This is a genomic window from Glycomyces sp. NPDC049804 (assembly GCF_040674615.1).
Classification (GTDB): Bacteria; Actinomycetota; Actinomycetes; order Mycobacteriales; family Micromonosporaceae; genus Glycomyces; species Glycomyces niveus.
In genome coordinates this window covers 236,663-252,325 of the sequence record NZ_JBFAMQ010000007.1, presented here as the reverse complement: position 1 = coordinate 252,325, position 15,663 = coordinate 236,663, and the positions used below count along the sequence as shown (strand labels likewise).

17 protein-coding genes are annotated in these 15,663 nt (G+C 68.7%); 2 read left to right on the top strand and 15 right to left on the bottom strand.

The genetic code is table 11. From position 1 onward, the window contains the following. Window positions 1–5 precede the first annotated feature (5 nt). The 8 genes from gap to AB0K52_RS14105 form a co-directional block, all read right to left on the bottom strand. On the bottom strand, window positions 6–1,001 hold the full coding sequence (gap, locus tag AB0K52_RS14140; RefSeq protein WP_363531185.1) for a type I glyceraldehyde-3-phosphate dehydrogenase: 996 nt from the start codon (window positions 999–1,001) through the stop codon (window positions 6–8). 283 nt (window positions 1,002–1,284) lie between these two features. Next, window positions 1,285–2,271, bottom strand: coding sequence for a DNA-binding protein WhiA (gene whiA, locus AB0K52_RS14135; RefSeq protein WP_363531182.1), 987 nt, complete (start codon window positions 2,269–2,271; stop codon window positions 1,285–1,287). A 3-nt stretch (window positions 2,272–2,274) separates the two neighbouring features. Further along, the gene (yvcK, locus tag AB0K52_RS14130; RefSeq protein ID WP_363531179.1) at window positions 2,275–3,192 is read right to left on the bottom strand and encodes a uridine diphosphate-N-acetylglucosamine-binding protein YvcK; all 918 of its coding nucleotides are present in this window, start codon (window positions 3,190–3,192) and stop codon (window positions 2,275–2,277) included. 91 nt (window positions 3,193–3,283) lie between these two features. Continuing rightward, complete coding sequence (rapZ, locus tag AB0K52_RS14125) at window positions 3,284–4,177, bottom strand: RNase adapter RapZ (RefSeq protein ID WP_363531176.1); 894 nt, start codon at window positions 4,175–4,177, stop codon at window positions 3,284–3,286. 99 nt (window positions 4,178–4,276) lie between these two features. After that, on the bottom strand, window positions 4,277–6,160 hold the full coding sequence (uvrC, locus tag AB0K52_RS14120; RefSeq protein ID WP_208498419.1) for an excinuclease ABC subunit UvrC: 1,884 nt from the start codon (window positions 6,158–6,160) through the stop codon (window positions 4,277–4,279). A 37-nt stretch (window positions 6,161–6,197) separates the two neighbouring features. After that, window positions 6,198–7,130, bottom strand: a complete 933-nt coding sequence (locus AB0K52_RS14115; protein WP_363531172.1) for an RIO1 family regulatory kinase/ATPase — start codon at window positions 7,128–7,130, stop codon at window positions 6,198–6,200. A 221-nt stretch (window positions 7,131–7,351) separates the two neighbouring features. Then, window positions 7,352–8,137 (bottom strand): ABC-2 family transporter protein, encoded by a 786-nt coding sequence (locus tag AB0K52_RS14110; RefSeq protein WP_363531169.1) that lies wholly within the window; start codon window positions 8,135–8,137, stop codon window positions 7,352–7,354. 2 nt (window positions 8,138–8,139) lie between these two features. Further along, window positions 8,140–8,958, bottom strand: coding sequence for an ABC-2 family transporter protein (locus tag AB0K52_RS14105; RefSeq protein ID WP_363531166.1), 819 nt, complete (start codon window positions 8,956–8,958; stop codon window positions 8,140–8,142). A gap of 127 nt (window positions 8,959–9,085) precedes the next feature. Here AB0K52_RS14105 and AB0K52_RS14100 point away from each other — a divergent pair, with 127 nt between their 5' ends. Continuing rightward, window positions 9,086–9,385, top strand: a complete 300-nt coding sequence (locus AB0K52_RS14100) for a type II toxin-antitoxin system prevent-host-death family antitoxin (protein ID WP_363531163.1) — start codon at window positions 9,086–9,088, stop codon at window positions 9,383–9,385. Then, the gene (locus AB0K52_RS14095) at window positions 9,382–9,774 is read left to right on the top strand and encodes a type II toxin-antitoxin system VapC family toxin (protein ID WP_363531160.1); all 393 of its coding nucleotides are present in this window, start codon (window positions 9,382–9,384) and stop codon (window positions 9,772–9,774) included. The genes AB0K52_RS14100 and AB0K52_RS14095 overlap by 4 nt, the downstream gene beginning before the upstream one ends. A 146-nt stretch (window positions 9,775–9,920) precedes the next feature. Here the strand turns inward: AB0K52_RS14095 and AB0K52_RS14090 are convergent, their stop codons facing one another. Genes AB0K52_RS14090 through AB0K52_RS14060 form a run of 7 tightly spaced genes read right to left on the bottom strand, consistent with a single transcriptional unit; the run spans window position 9,921 to window position 15,634 of the window. Next, entirely contained in the window at window positions 9,921–10,727 is an 807-nt protein-coding gene (locus AB0K52_RS14090) for an ABC-2 family transporter protein (protein ID WP_363531157.1), read from the bottom strand. Beyond that, complete coding sequence (locus AB0K52_RS14085) at window positions 10,717–11,505, bottom strand: ABC-2 family transporter protein (RefSeq protein ID WP_363531154.1); 789 nt, start codon at window positions 11,503–11,505, stop codon at window positions 10,717–10,719. The genes AB0K52_RS14090 and AB0K52_RS14085 overlap by 11 nt, the downstream gene beginning before the upstream one ends. Before the next feature lies 1 nt (window position 11,506). Then, window positions 11,507–12,319 (bottom strand): ABC-2 family transporter protein, encoded by an 813-nt coding sequence (locus AB0K52_RS14080; RefSeq protein WP_363531151.1) that lies wholly within the window; start codon window positions 12,317–12,319, stop codon window positions 11,507–11,509. Window position 12,320: 1 nt separating this feature from the next. Next, on the bottom strand, window positions 12,321–13,118 hold the full coding sequence (locus AB0K52_RS14075) for an ABC-2 family transporter protein (protein WP_363531148.1): 798 nt from the start codon (window positions 13,116–13,118) through the stop codon (window positions 12,321–12,323). A gap of 54 nt (window positions 13,119–13,172) precedes the next feature. Then, window positions 13,173–14,171, bottom strand: coding sequence for an ATP-binding cassette domain-containing protein (locus AB0K52_RS14070; protein ID WP_363531145.1), 999 nt, complete (start codon window positions 14,169–14,171; stop codon window positions 13,173–13,175). A gap of 51 nt (window positions 14,172–14,222) precedes the next feature. Further along, complete coding sequence (locus AB0K52_RS14065) at window positions 14,223–15,176, bottom strand: MFS transporter permease (protein ID WP_363531142.1); 954 nt, start codon at window positions 15,174–15,176, stop codon at window positions 14,223–14,225. Further along, window positions 15,173–15,634: a hypothetical protein gene (locus AB0K52_RS14060; RefSeq protein WP_363531139.1), complete on the bottom strand. Its 462-nt coding sequence runs from the start codon at window positions 15,632–15,634 to the stop codon at window positions 15,173–15,175. The genes AB0K52_RS14065 and AB0K52_RS14060 overlap by 4 nt, the downstream gene beginning before the upstream one ends. Between the last annotated feature and the right edge of the window lie 29 nt (window positions 15,635–15,663).

The following is a 15,663-nucleotide window of genomic DNA, read 5'->3' as shown; positions in this document are numbered from 1 at the left end:
GACTGCTAGCCGACCAGCTTGACGAGGTCCACGAGGCGGTTCGAGAAGCCCCACTCGTTGTCGTACCAGCCGAAGACCTTGACCTGGTTGTCGATGACCTTGGTCAGGAGGCCGTCGATGATGCACGAGTGCGGGTCGGTCTCGATGTCCTTGGAGACGATCGGGTCCTCGGTGTAGTACAGGATGCCCTTGAGCGGGCCCTCGGCGGCGGCCTTGAGCGCGGCGTTGACCTCTTCGGCCGTCACGTTGCGGGAGGCCTCGAAGGTGAGGTCCGTGATCGAGCCGGTCGGGACCGGGACGCGCAGCGAGTAGCCGTCGAGCTTGCCGTTGAGCTCGGGCAGCACCACGCCGACGGCCTTGGCGGCGCCGGTGGTGGTGGGGACGACGTTGAGGGCGGCGGCGCGGGCGCGACGCGGGTCGCTGTGCGGGCCGTCCTGCAGCATCTGGTCCTGGGTGTAGGCGTGGATCGTGGTCATCAGACCCTTTTCGATGCCCACGGCCTCGTTGAGGACCTTGGCCATCGGCGCCAGGCAGTTGGTGGTGCACGAGGCGTTCGAGATGATGTTGTGCTTCTCGGCGTCGTACTTGTCGTTGTTGACGCCCATCACGATGGTGATGTCCTCGTTCTTCGCCGGAGCGGAGATGATGACCTTCTTGGCGCCGCCGTCGAGGTGGGCCGAGGCCTTCGTGCCGTCGGTGAAGAAGCCGGTGGACTCGATGACGACGTCCGCGCCGACCTCGCCCCAGGGGAGGTTCTTCGGGTCGCGCTCGGAGAACGCCTTGATGGTCTTGCCGTTGACGGTGATCTCACCGTCGCCGACCTTGACCTCGTACGGCAGGCGGCCGAGGATCGAGTCGTACTTGAGCAGGTTGGCGATGGTCTTGAGGTCGCCAAGGTCGTTGAAGGCGACGATTTCGATGTCGGCGCCAGAGGCGAGAACCGCCCGGAAGAAGTTGCGCCCAATGCGGCCGAAGCCGTTGACGCCCACACGGATGGTCACGTGGCCATCTCCTCGCTTGAACAGGATCGAATATCTGACTGAGACCGGGAGCGGTCTCGTACGCGATCCGTTCAGCCGAATAGCGACGGTGGAACAGATCGCTGTTCGGCCTCGTCGCCGAGCACTCTTTGACCCTACCGCTGCGGTTCCTGAACCTGTCGCGGCCGGTTCCCCCCGATCATGTCACACCCGGAACATGGGTGTGACATCGCGGTTAAGCCTAACCGTTGACCGGCCGCCGATGCGGGTTTCCGCGCGGGGCGGCGGGCGGGTCCCGCAAGCCTCACGCGACGAGCATTTCCTCTTCGGCGACAACGTCGTCGGGGCCGGGGATGCCGTGCTCCTGGGCGCGCTTGGTGGCCATGTTGATGAGGCGGCGGATGCGCCCGGCGATGGCGTCCTTGGTCAGGGGCGGGTCGGCGAGGGCGCCGAGCTCTTCGAGGGAGGCCTGGCGGTGGTCGAGGCGCAGGCGCCCTGCGGAGGCCAGGTGCTCGGGGACGTCGTCGCCGAGGACCTCGAGGGCGCGGGTGACCTTCGCGGCGGCGGCGACGGCGGCGCGCGCGGAGCGGCGCAGGTTGGCGTCGTCGAAGTTCGCGAGGCGGTTGGCGGTGGCGCGCACTTCGCGGCGGACGCGCCTCTCCTCCCAGGTCAGGACCGAGGAGTGGGCGCCCAGGCGGGTGAGGAGCTCGCCGATGGCGTCGCCGTCCCGGATGACGACGCGGTCGACGCCGCGCACGTCGCGGGACTTGGCGGCGATGCCGAGGCGGCGGGCGGCGCCGACGAGCGCGAGCGCGGACTCGGGGCCGGGGCAGGTGACCTCGAGCGAGGAGGAGCGGCCGGGCTCGGTGAGCGAGCCGCGGGCGAGGAAGGCCCCGCGCCAGGCGGCCTCGGCGCAGCACGGGTAGGCGCCGACGACGTGGTTGGGCAGGCCCCGGACGGGGTAGCCGCGCTGGTCGGTGAGGCCGATCTGCTTGGAGAAGGCCTGGCCGTCGGCCATGACGCGCAGCAGGTAGTGGTTGTTGCGGCGCAGCCCGGCGGCCACGAGGACGTGGATCTCGGACTCGTAGTGGTAGAGCTTGTCGATCATGCGCTTGGCGCGGCGGGCGACGTTCCCGGCGTCGACCTCGGCCTCGACGACGACGTTGCCCTGGCCGACGAGGTGGAGGCCCCCGGCGAAGCGGAAGAGCGCGCCCAGTTCGGCGCGCTGGCAGCAGGACTTCGTCACCTCGATGCGACTGAGTTCGTCCTTGACCTCCGAGGTCATCGCCATTCGTTAACCACCATCTTCGACCAGCAGGTTTCCCAATACGGCAGCCAGCGCGGCGACATCGTGCGTCACGCCGTCGGAGGCGAGGTCCGCCGCGACCAGCTGGGCCTCCAACGATTGTGCCGCACTGTTCAACGATCCGGGATCGGCGAGGGTTCGGGTGTCGCCTGAGACGACGTAGTGAAACCGGACACCTTCGGCGTATCGGCGCAGCGTGTCGACGTGACCGGCCAGTGTCAGGCCGTCCGTCTCCTTCTCCTCGGAGAGGTTGAGGACCACGATGCGGCGGGCCTTGGCGGCGCCGATGGCCTCGCGGAGGTCGGGCAGGAGCAGGTGCGGGATGACGGAGGTGTACCAGGATCCGGGGCCGAAGACGTGCCAGTCGGCCTCGGCGACGGCGTCCAGGGTCTCGGGGCAGGCGGTCGCGGCGGCGGGGAGGAGGCGCACGTCCTTGACGCTGCCGTCGGCGACGGCGATGTCGTGCTGGCCGACGATCGTGCGGGTGCCGGGGCCTTCGGCGAGGTCGGCCTCGATGTCGAGCGGGGTGCAGGACATGGGGAGGACGCGGGCGCGGGAGCCGAGGAGGCGGGCCGCGAAGTCGAGGGCGTCGACGGGGTTGGCGTGGAGTTCGAGGAGGCCGGTGAGGACGACGTTGCCGACGGGGTGGCCGGTGAGGAAGTCCCGGCCGCCGAAGCGGTGGGAGAAGAGCCGCGCGGTCTCGGAGCGGTCGGGGTCGGCGGTGGCGACGAGGGCCTTGCGCAGGTCGCCGGGGGGAAGGACCGGGCGGGTGGCGCGGATGTCGCCGGTGGAGCCGCCGTCGTCGGCCACGGTGACCACGGCCGTGAGGTCGAGGTCGAGTCTGGAGAGGGCGCGGAGCGAGGCGGACAGGCCCCTCCCGCCGCCGAACGCGACGACGCTGGTCATGCGCTCACCTCGGGGATGGGGCGGCGGGGAGCGGGGGCGTCCGGGGGACCCGCGGGCGCGGCGGCTCGATCGGGTCCCGCGGGCGCACAGGTCACTCGTTGCCCCGGTCGCGGTGGTGGGTGTTGGCGGGGAACCCGGCGGCGTTGAGGCGCTTCGCCAGCGATTCGGCGATGGCGACGGAGCGGTGCTTGCCGCCGGTGCAGCCGATGGCGATCGTCATGTAGCGCTTGCCCTCCCGTTCGAACCCTTGCGTGGTGCCGAGCAGCAGGGAGGTGTAGGCGGCGACGAACTCCTCGGCGCCGTCCTGGCCGAGGACGTAGTCGGCGACGTCCTGGTCGGTCCCGGTGTGCTCGCGCAGGGTGGGAACCCAGTACGGGTTGGGAAGGAATCTTACGTCGGCGACGTAGTCCGCATCGCGCGGGATGCCGTACTTGAACCCGAATGACATGCAGGTGAACTGGAGTCCCGGGGTGGAGGGGGCGAGGAAGGCCTCCTCGACGCGCGAGCGCAGCTGGTTCTCGTTCAGGTGCGTGGTGTCGAACAGGGTGTCGGCCGAGCCGCGGGCCGGCTCGAGGATGCGGCGCTCGGCGGCGATGCCGTCGGCGAGCATGCCGTCCCCTTGGAGCGGGTGGGCGCGGCGGACCTTCTCGAAGCGGCGGATGATGATGTCGTCGTCGGCGTCGACGAACACCAGGTGCGGCTTGAAACCGCCCTTGCGGAGGTCTTCGATGACGCCCACGAGGTCGGTCATGAACGCGCGCGAGCGCACGTCGAGGACCATCGCGGTGCGCCGTACCTCTTCTCCCCCGGCCGCGGCCAACTCGGCGGCCTGGCCGACGAGCGATTCGGGGAGGTTGTCGATGACGTAGTAGCCGACGTTCTCCAGTGCGCGGGCCACGGTCGAGCGGCCGCCGCCGGAGATCCCGGTGACGATCACGAGGTCCAGTTCGCCGCGGTCGGTCCCGCCCTCTTGCACTGCTGCCACACCCATAAGTCCAGTATCCCCGAGTTCGTTCCTGCCGCCGTGGTGACACGGCTTCGACGTGCTTGTCGAGCTGACAAGCGTATTACTACCCAGCGCTTCTCAAGCCCCGTTGTCGTCGGGATTACGCAGATGTGTCTGCAAGGCCTCGGCCAGCTTCGGGCCGATGCCCGGGACCGCCTCCAGATCGGACAATTCGGCCTCGCGGATGCGCTTGACGGAGCCGAACTGCTTGAGGAGGGCCTTGCGCTTCGACTCGCCGAGTCCGGGCACGCCGTCGAGTGCCGAGGTGATGAGCCCCTTGCGCCTTCTGGTGCGGTGCAGGGAGATCGCGAAGCGGTGGGCCTCGTCGCGGACGCGCTGCATGAGGTAGAGGGCTTCGGAGGTGCGCGAGAGGATCACCGGGTAGGCCTCGCCGGGGAGCCAGATCTCCTCGAGGCGCTTGGCGAGCCCGGCGAGGTTGATCGTGTCGATGCCGAGCTCGGCGAAGACGGCCTCGGCGGCGGCGACCTGCGGCTGGCCGCCGTCGACGACGAGCAGCTGCGGCGGGTAGTGGAAGCCGCGCTTGGGCTCGTCGTCCTCCTCGGTCGGGGAGCCGGCCGGCTGGTCGGCGAGTTTGGAGAGGCGCCGGCGCAGGGTCTCCTGGAGGCTGGCGAGGTCGTCCTTGCGCTCGCCTTTGATGACGAAGCGGCGGTACTCGCTCTTGCGCGGCAGGCCGTCCTCGAAGACGACCATCGACGCGACGACGTCCTCCCCTTGGGACTGCGAGACGTCGTAGCATTCGATCCGCAGCGGCGCCTCGGGCAGGTCGAGTGCGTCGGCGAGCTCTTCGAGGGCCTTGGAGCGGGCCGTGAGGTCCCCGGCGCGCTTGAGCTTGTGGCGCTGAAGGTTCTCGATGGCGTTCTTCTCGACGGTCTCGGCCAGGGCGCGCTTGTCGCCGCGGCGGGGGATGCGCAGGTCGACCTTCGCGCCGCGGCGCTCGGACAGCAGCTCGGCGAGGGCCGGGGCGTCGTCGGGGAGGGCCGGGACGAGCACCTCGCGGGGCACGACCTCGTTCTGCTCGCCGTAGAACTGCAGGCAGAAGCTCTCGACGATGCCGGCGAGGTCGACCGGTTCGGGCTTGTCGATGACCCAGCCGCGCTGGCCGCGGATGCGGCCGCCCCGGACGTGGAAGACCTGGACGGCGGCCTGCAGCTCGTCGTCGGCGACGGCCATGACGTCGCAGTCGACGTCTTCGGCGAGGACGACGACCTGCTGCTCGAGGACCTTGTCGAGGGCGGCGAGGTCGTCGCGGAGGCGGGCGGCCCGCTCGAACTCGAGCGCTTCGGAGGCCTCCTGCATCTCGTTGATGAGGCGGCGGCGGACGGGGGCGTGGTCGCCGGACATGAAGGCGCAGAAGCCGTTCACGAGTTCGCGGTAGTCCTCGGCGGAGATGCGACCGACGCACGGCGCGGAGCACTTGCCGATGTCGGCGAGGAGGTTGGGTCGGCCGATCCGGTTGCAGCGCTTGAACTCCGTGTCGGAGCAAGTGCGGATCGGGAAGACCCGGGTGAGGAGGTCGAGGGTCTGGCGGATGGCCCACGCGGAGCCGAAGGGGCCGAAGTAGCGCACGCCTTTGCGGCGGTTGCCGCGCATGACGGTGGCGCGCGGGAACTCCTCCCCCACGGTGACGGCGAGCCAGGGGTAGGACTTGTCGTCCTTGAACATGACGTTGAACCTGGGGTCGTACTCCTTGATCCAGGTCCATTCGAGCTGGAGGGCCTCGACCTCCGTGTTGACGACGGTCCACTCGACGCTGCGGGCGGTGTTGACCATGCGGCGGGTGCGCTCGTGCAGCCGCGTCTCGTCGGCGAAGTACGAGTTCAGCCGGTTGCGGAGGTTCTTGGCCTTGCCGACGTAGATGACGCGCCGGTCGCGGTCCCGGAAGCGGTAGACGCCCGGCGCGGTCGGGATGGTGCCGGGGGCGGGACGGTAATCAACTGCCACACCACAAGGATATGACCCGCCCCCGACACTCCCGTGCCTACGGCATGGCCGCCAAGGCCTTCAGCTCCGCCTGGAGGTCGTCGACCTCTTCGCGGGAGATGCCCCGGGCGGTGAACCACGAGCCCAGGTTCTCGACGTCCCTGGTGAGGAAGTCGAAGCCGAGCGGGTTCGCGTACAGGTCGACGACCTGCGGCAGGTCGAGCACGACGAGCCGCCCGTCGTGGACGACGGTGTTGTACGGCGAGAGGTCGCCGTGCGCGAAGCCGAGCTCGGTCATGCGCCGCAGCGCCTCGGCGGCCTGCTCCCACAGGCTCTCGAGTTCGGCCTCGTCGGGCTTGGTCTCGGCCAGGCGGGGAGCGGCGGTGCGGCCGTCGCCGATGAACTCCATGAGGACTTCGCGGCCGAGGATCTGGACCGGGTACGGCACCGGGACGCCGGCGTTGTACAGGCGCTTGAGCGCGTCGAACTCCGCGGCGGCCCACCGGCCCGCGGCCTGCTCGAGGCCGAAGGTGGTGCGCTTGGCCATGGCGCGGGCGTCGCGCGAGCGCTTCGCGCCGCGCCCTGCCGTGTAGTCGCCGGCCCGGTTGAACTGGGTGTGTTCGGCGCTGCGGTAGCGCTTCGACGCCAGGATCACGGCCCGGTCGGTGCCGGGGACGGCGCGCTCGATGAGGAAGACGTCGGCTTCCTTGCCGGTCTTGAGGACGCCGAGTTCGTAGTCGACGGCCCCGTGGTCGGTGATGACCCACTCGGGGCGGGGCTCGGGGCCGCGCTGCAGCGGCTCGGAGTCCCACCAGATCGACCATCGGTCGCCGGTGGGCGGGCCGTCGTCCTGCGGCATCTCGTCGAACTGGGTGCGCATCTCCTCGAACCGGGCGTGCTCCTCGGCCGAGAAGAGCTGGCTGTTCTTGGAGGTGCGGCGACCGCGCTTGGTGGATTGGAAGGATTCGGAAAAGTCGGACTTGCGTGCCAAGGTGGCGAGCTCCTGGAGGAAGGTCCGTCGCTCGCTGTGGAATCAGCGCGAGCCGACGGGAGGTGAACTGAGTTTCAAGGCATGAACGCGGACAACGACAGCCATCAGTGACACCTCCAATCCTCAAGAGTCCCAAGGCGACACGCCTCGGGCAACAGCGCCAACCCTAGCGGATCGCCCCGCGGTCGCGCAACCGGTTTTTCGCCGTGACCCCCAGCACGTCAGTGACCTGCGGATTCGTAGCGGGCGAGGCCCGCCTTCGCGATCAGGACCGCGATCGCGACGAGCGCGAGGGCGACCGCGGGCGGCACCGCCAGCCACCACGCGGGGAGGTCGCCGGTGAGGATCCGGACCGGGATGTAGTTGACGAACGCCAGGGGCACGACCCAGGTGAGCACCGTGCGCACCGCCCGGGGGTAGATGGTCAGCGGGAAGCGCGTCGCGGTCTCCTGGGTCTGGGAGGTGAGCCAGGCGAAGACCGGACTGGGGCCCTTCAGCCAGAAGTTCGCGCAGTTCATGGCCGTGATGACCGTCAGCTGCACGACCACGGCGCACGCGAAGAGCAAGACCGCGGCGGGGACCATCGCCAGCGGGACGCCCGCGCCGCTCCAACCGATGACGATCATCGTCAGGCCGGTGGTCATGTTCGCGGCCGACTGCATCCCGATCGCGCTGGCGCCGATCTGCATCATCGCCGGGGCCGGGCGGATGACGGCGTAGTCCAGCTCGCCGTTCACGATCATGCGGCCGAGCCGCCACATGCCGTCCCAGCCGACCTCGGTCACCGAGTCGGCCAGGACCATGAAGCCGATGAGCAGGAGCATCTGCGGGAAGCCCCAGCCGTCGAGGGTCGTGACCTGCGCGAAGACCACCGCGATGAACGCGATCTGGGCGGCCTGCTGAATCAGCGCGACCGAGACCATGGTCCAGAAGTCGGCCGGGTATTCCGTGATCGAGCGGAACTGCGCCGCGATGAGGCGCGTGTAGAGCGATGCCGTGTGCCGCATGTTCAGCCTCCGTGAATCGTGACGGCCCGGACCGCGCGGCTCCACAGCCAGCGCCCGAGGAGCCAGAGGGCGACCACCCACGCGGCTTGGGCAGCGATGAGCCCGAGCGCGCCGAGGGTGTCGACCCGGCCCAGGTAGATCTGGGACGGGGTGGTCGTGAAGTGGACGAACGGCAGGCACCAGGCGAGGGCCTGCAAGGGCGCGGGCATGATCGCCAAGGGCACCATCGCCCCCGAGAAGAACGCCACGACGGTCTGCCGCGCCCACATGATGCCGTGGTAGCTGCGGGTCCAGAAGCACAGCATCGTGGACAGGTAGACGACGCTGAAGGCGATGGGCGCGATCAGGGCGATGCTGACGAGCGTGAGCAGACCGGCGGCGAAGGTCGCCGGCGGCAGGGGTGTGAAGAAGACCAGGGCGATGGCCAGCCCGACGACCATGGTCGGCAGGGAGCCGGCGAGGCCGCCGTAGAACTCGGCGGCCCGCGCGCGCTGGAAGTCGACGGGTTTGAGCAGGTCGATGGCGACGCTCCCGTCGAGGATGCGCTGCGCGGTGTCGGAGCCGCTGAAGACGAAGGTGGCCGTGACGAAGGCGATCACGTAGTACGTGCGCATCGCGTCCCAGTCGTACCCCGCGACCGACCCCTGCTCGGCCAGGATGGTCCCCCACAGCGTGAGCGACACCAGCAGCTCCCCGCCGCCGAGGACGACGCTGAAGATCCAGTTCATGCGGTAGGCGAGGCGGCGCTTCAAGGCCACCGTGGCCAGCGCGAGGTCGACGGAGAACGCGCTCGGGCGCGCTCGCAGGGGTGCGGCGGTCAACGGCATCAGTCCCAGGAGTGGAGGAGGGCGAGAGGACAGCTTGCCCGGCAAGGGATTGCCAGTCAAAGCCATTTCCACACACCGCGCACACCGAGATTGATACACAAATTATGATACGGTAACCAATATGGGACTCAAGAAGCCGAGCGAGATCGGCATCCGAGAACTCCGGCAGCATGCCAGCGAGTACCTGGCCTGGGTGGGTCAAGGCCACGAGATCATCGTGACGAATCACGGCCGTCCGGCGGCCCGGCTCGTGCCGATCGAAGACCCGAACGAGGACCGGATCGAGGCGCTGATCCGCTCCGGCCGCCTCATCGGACCCGAAGACCCCGGAAATCCGCGCGACATCAAGAGCATCCCCGCCGCCCCTGACACCGCTTCAAGCCAGGAGATCCTCGATGAACTGCGCGAGGACAGGTTTTGATCTACTTCGACACCTCGGCCCTGATGAAACTCGCGGTCACCGAGAATGAGACGCCCGCCCTTGAGGCGTGGTTGGACGAGCGTCCCGAGCAGCCTTGGGCCACAAGCGACCTGACCCGGGTCGAGCTCCTGCGCGGTGTGATGCGCAGGCAGCCGATGGCGCTGCTGCAGGCCCAGCAGCTCATCACGCGCATGATCCGGATCCCGCTGTCGGACGGCATCCTGCTCTGCGCGTCCACGTGTCAACCGCCGACCTTGCGATCACTGGACGCCATCCATCTGGCGTCCGTGATGGAATTCCGCAAGGAGGTCGACTGGATGCTCGTCTACGACAAGCGGCTCCTCGAAGTCGCGAACCTCAACGGCATCAACGTCGTCTCGCCTTCCTGACCGCTGCGGGGAGTTCGCCGGGGCGGGCTTCCCGAACCGCCTCGACCGTGTCGAACGGCAGCCCGATCGGATCCGCCGTCACCTCGTCGAGCCAGGAGGCCATGCTCGGCCGACGGGCGTCGCCAGGCCGCGATCGCCGATCCGAGTCAGTGACCGGCCGAGTCATAGGCTTTCACTCCGGCTCGGAAGACCAGGACGGCGAGGAGGACGGTGGCCGCGGCCGCGAGGGGCGGGGCGGCGAGCCAGACCGGGTCGAGTTTGCCGGTGAGGATCTGGGCCGGGATGAAGCTGGCGAAGGCCAGCGGGAGGCCGAAGGTGAAGACGATGCGGACCGCCGCGGGGAAGATCGTGAGCGGGAAGCGCATCGCCTCGTTCTGGAGTTCGGCGAGCATGAACGCGGCCACGGGGGTGCGGCCCTTGACCCAGAAGTTCACCGCGTTCGCGATCGTCAGCAGCGCGGCCTGGATGACCGCCGCGCACAGGAGCAGGAAGAGCGCCAACGGGATCGCGGCGGCGCTCAGCCCCGCGCCGATCCAGCCGACGGTCATCATCACCAGTCCCAGGGTAACGTCGCCGAAGACCTGCATGCCCACGTGCTTCGACCCGACCTGGATCAGGACCGGCGCGGGCCTGGTGAGCCGGTAGTCCATGTCGCCTTCGACGATGAGCTTCCCGGTGTCCCAGATGCCGTCCCAGAACAGGGCGGTGGAACCCCACGAGACGGCGAGGAACCCGGCCAGCAGCAGCATCTCGTGGTAGTTCCACCCCGCGATGGCCTTGACGTTCGCGAACAGGATGCTCAGGAACGAGAACAGCATGAGCTGCCAGGTGGTCCCGGAGAGGGCCATGACCCAGAAGTCGGCCGGGTACTCCGCGATCGAGCGGAGGTAGGCGCCGATCGAGCGGCGGTAGACGCCCGCGGCGTGGAGGGCGGGACGGGCGCTAGCCGCCATGGACGGTCACCTTCTTGACGAGCTGCCGCCAGATGAGCCGGGCGATCACCAGCAGGCCGACGGCCCAGGCCGCCTCGGCGGCGATGAGTCCGAGGGCGCCCGCGGTGTCCACGCGGCCCAGGTAGATCGAGGCGGGCGTGGTGGTGAAGTGGACGAACGGCATCGCCCAGGCGAGTCCCTGGAGCCAGCCCGGCATGAGCGCGATCGGGATCATCATCCCCGAGAAGAACGCCAGCATGCTGTCCTTGGCCCACTGGATGCCGAGGAATCGCTGGGTCACGAAGCAGCACAGGATCGCCAGGTAGCTGAGGCCGAACGCCAGCGGGAAGATGAACAGGAGGCTGAACGCCGTCAGCGCGGCCGCGAGCGGCGACGCCGGCCCCGCAGGACGGAAGACCAGGACCGCGATGGCCGTGCCGAGGATCGCCGCCGGGATGGAGGCCATCATCCCGCCGATGTACTCCGCGGCCCTCGCCCGCTGGAAATCTATGGGCTTCGTCAGGTCGATCGCGACGAGGCCGTCCAGGATGCGGTTGGCCATGTCCCACTCAGCGCCCGCCCACGCGAGCGTCGTCGTCAGGAAGCCGAGGACCAGGTACGCCTTCATCGCCGGCCAGTCGTAGCCGCCGATCTCGCCGTCGCCGATGAGGTGGTTCCACACCGCGAGGCCCGCCAGCATCGCCCAGCCGCCGAAGAGGACCGAGAACAGCCAGGTCGTCTTGTACGCGATCTTGCGTTTGAACGCGATCGTCGCCAACGCGATGTCGACGCCCGCCATGTCAGTGCCCCGCGGAGTCGTAGGCGCGCAGGCCGAGCCGGTAGACGCCCACGGCCAGCAGCACCGAGCCGAGCACGGCCGCCGGGACGCCGAGGAGCCACCACGCGGACTGGTGCCCGGTCAGGACCGCCACCGGCACGAAGTTGATGAACGCCACCGGCACCAGGAACATCGCCACGAGCCGCACCCCGCTCGGGAAGATCCCCAGCGGCATCTTCATCGCGTTGCCCTGCAGCTCGATCAGGAGGAACGCGAAGATCGACGCCTGGCCCTTGATCCAGAAGTTCACCGCGCACAACGCCGTCACCAGCGCCGACTGGATGATCCCGGCGCAGACGACGGCCAGGACGCCGATCGGCGCCGCGGCGAGGCCGATCCCGGCCCCGATCCAGCCGTAGACGAGCATCGCGGCCCCGAAGACCACCTCGCCGATCGACTGCATCCCGATGTGCGAGCTGCCGACCTGGACGATGACCGGCGCGGGCCGGGTGATGCGGTAGTCGATGTCGCCCTTGATCACGAACCCGCCGGTGCTCCACGCGCCGTCCCAGAACAGCGCGTTGCAGCCGCCCGCGATGCTGAGGAGCCCCGAGAGCATCAGCATCTCGTGGTAGCCCCATCCGGCCACGTCGGGCACGTTGGCGAACAGCACGGCCAGGAACGCGAACTGGAGGATGTTCCAGACCGCGCCGGCCGAGGCCATGACCCACAGGTCGGCCGGGTACTCGACGATCGAGCGGATCTGCGCGAACCAGGTGCGCCAGTAGATCGCGAGCACGTGCCGCGCGGGCACGCCCCGCTTGAGCGTCATCATGTCAGCCACCGTGGACCGTCACTTTCTTCACCGCGCTGCGGAAGACCAGCCAGCCGAGCGCCCACAGGCCCGCGGCCCAGGCGGCCTCGGCCGCGAGGAGGCCCAGGGCGCCGGCGGTGTCGACACGGCCCAGGTAGATCGCGGAAGGCGTGGTCGTGAAGTGCGGGAACGGCAGCGCCCAGGCGAGGGCCTGGAGCCAGCCGGGCATGAACGCCAGCGGGATCATCAGCCCCGAGAAGAAGCTCAGCAGCGCCTCGCGCAGCCACATGACGCCCAGGTAGCGCTTCGTCCAGAAGCACACGAGGGTCGAGAGGTACGTCAGCCCGAACGCCAGCGGGAACATCAGCGCGAAGCTCACGAGCGTCAGCAGCCCCGCGAGCGGCGACACCGGTCCGGGCGGCTCGAAGAGCAGCCAGGCGGCGACGACGCCCATCAGCGCGGTCGGGAACGTCGAGAGCATCGACCCGATGTACTCGGCGGCGCGGGCGCGCTGGAAGTCGACCGGCTTGGTCAGGTCGACGGCGATGTGCCCGTCGAGGATGCGGTCGGCCATGATCCAGTCGGCGGCGCCGAAGACCATGGTCGCGGCCACGAACCCGATGATCGTGTAGGCCCGCATCGAGTCCCAGTCGTACCCCGAGAGGGTGCCGGAGCCGATGAGGTTCTGCCACATGACCATCGCGATGAGCATGGAGCCGCCGCCGATGGCGAGGCCGAAGAACCAGTGCGACTTGTACGCGAGTCTTCGTTTGAACGAGATGACCACGAGCGCGCGGTCGACGGCGAGAGTATGACTCATACGGCGTTTACTCCGGTCCGGGGAGGCGAGCGCAGCGAGCGGCGGGTGCGGGCGTCACTTGGTGAGCTCTCCGGCGTACAGGCGGCGGATGACGTCCTCGATGCTCGGCTCGGAGAGGGACAGGTCCCTCGGGGCGAGCTGGGCGGTCAGGGAGCCGAGCACTTCCGCGGTGGTGAAGCGGCTCGACTCATATGTCACGGTGACCTCGGAGGGCGCCTCGCCGGCGGTCCACTCATAGTCGGGGAACTTCTCGGCCAGCTCGGGCACGTCCGCGGCGCCCTCGAGGTAGAGGTTCACGGCCTTGGTGGTGATGTAGTGGGCCTTGAGCCGCTCGATCGAGCCGTCGTAGGCGATGGCGCCCTTGTCGATCACGACGATCCGCTCGCACACCTCCTCGATGTCGGCCAGGTCGTGGCTGGTCAGCAGGAGCGTGGTGCCATCGTTCACGAGCTCGCGCAGGAACGCGCGCAGGCGGTCCTTCACGGAGATGTCGAGGCCGATGGTCGGCTCGTCGAGGTAGACCATCTTCGGGTCGTGGATGAGCGCGCACGCCAGGTCGGCGCGCATGCGCTGGCCGAGCGAGAGGGTGCGGGCGAGCGCGGGCATGAACTCGCCGAGGTCGAGCAGCTCGTCGAACTTCTCGATGCGGGCCTTGTAGTCGGCGTCCGATACGCCGTACATGTGCTTGAGGAGCTTCAGGGACTCCTCGACGGGCAGGTCCCACCACAGCTGCGTGCGCTGGCCGAAGAGGACGCCGATGTCGTGGGCGTTGGCGATGCGCTCGGTGTGCGGGTCGCGGCCCATCACCCGGACGGTGCCCTCGGAGGGGCGCAGGATGCCGGTGAGGAGCTTGACCGTGGTGGACTTGCCCGCGCCGTTCGGGCCCACATAGGCCACCGACTCGCCCGGTTCGATGGAGAGGTCGATGCCGTCGACCGCGGTGTAGTTCTTGTACTTGCGCTGCATCAGGTGCTTGACGGCGCCTTTGAACCCCGAGGCCTTGTCAGGTCTGCGGAAGGTCTTGGTGAGGGCTCGGGCTTCGAGAATCGGCATGCTTCCACCGTAGGAAGATCCGGTGGGAGCGGGCCACTCGTTTTCCGCCTCTCAGGACGCCGGCTCGGCCTCCCGGGCGGCCTCGTCGGACCGCGTTTGCGCCGGTACCGCCTTGCGGGCCTTGAGTTTCCGGCGTATCAGGCCGGGCAGCCGGGGCGCGTTGCGAATCAGCTCACGCGGATGTATCCGCTCGAGCGGGAGGAAGCAGGCCATGGCCACCAAATGGGGCAGGAAGCTGATCTCGACGGCGAGGAACACCGTGAGGTGGAAGCAGTAGAAGAACGCCACGATCCCGTACTTGAGGCGTTTGGCGGCCACGAACATCACGACGGGGCTGAGCAGTTCGAACCCGACCATGCCCCATTGGGAGAGGCGCAGCAGACCGGGGTATTCGAGGAGCCAGTTCGAGTACTCCGTGCCGCGCCGCAGGATCGCCCACGTCATGGTCGCGGAGTTGACCCATTCCCAGCCGCCGTAGCGGATCTTGGCCCAGGCCGCGAAGAAGTACGTGCAGACCACGCCGATCTGGACGAGGTTGAAGCCCCACCCCACGTGCTCGGAGAGGTTGCGGCGGTCGCCCCAGCGGGCCTTCGGCATGGTGGGCAGCAGGAACAGGAGGATGAGGAAGGCGAACTTGCCGTGGTCGACCTTCCCGTAGGACATCGCGATGATCATCCACTCGAAGTAGGCGATCGCGCAAATCCATCCGAACAGTCGCGGGGCCTTGTTGCACATCATCGGGACGGAGGCCGCGAGGAGCACGACGAGGGTGCCGACGACGATCTCGTAGTCGGGGACCGGGAACACCGGCAGCACGCGGGCGATGAACAGCGGCTGGTAGAGCTCGCCGGGGACGTGGCGGTGGCCGAGGATCCACGGCATGTACCACCACCAGTCGACCCAGATGAACGCTCCCGCGAGGAAGCGCATCGCGGCGACGCGGCCGAGGGCCACGGGCTGGAAGAACCAGCCGGTGGCCTTCTGCGCCAAAGGAAGGGGGGTCATTCGTCGGCCCCTTCACGGGTGTACGTGGCCTCGACGACCTCGACGACCTCGCCGGTCTGGTGGCCGTCCTCGAGCCGGTACTGGCGTTCGATGATCTCGACGGTGACGATCTCGGGCTTGTCGGGGTTGGTGTTCTCGTACGCCTGCGCGATGTACTCGAGCAGCGAGGGGTCCTCGATGAAGCGGCTCTTCTGGCCTTCGACCTCGGCGCGGCGGAAGCCGGTGGCGGCCTCGGTGAGGCTGAACCGCTCGCCCTCCTCGTTGACGGCCTCGACGCGGGTCGATCCGGCCCAGCCGTCGAGCTCCTTCGAGAACGAGTACATCTTGAAGGGCGCGAAGGGGAAGAAGTCGTCCCCGCCCCAGAAGGTGGTGGCGGTGACCAGGGCAAGCACGACCATCGAGATCGTGATCCGCAGGGCCCGCCCGGCGGGGCGGACCTTCGCGTACTGAGTATCCACGGCAAGAGTATGGCACGGGTGTGCCACGG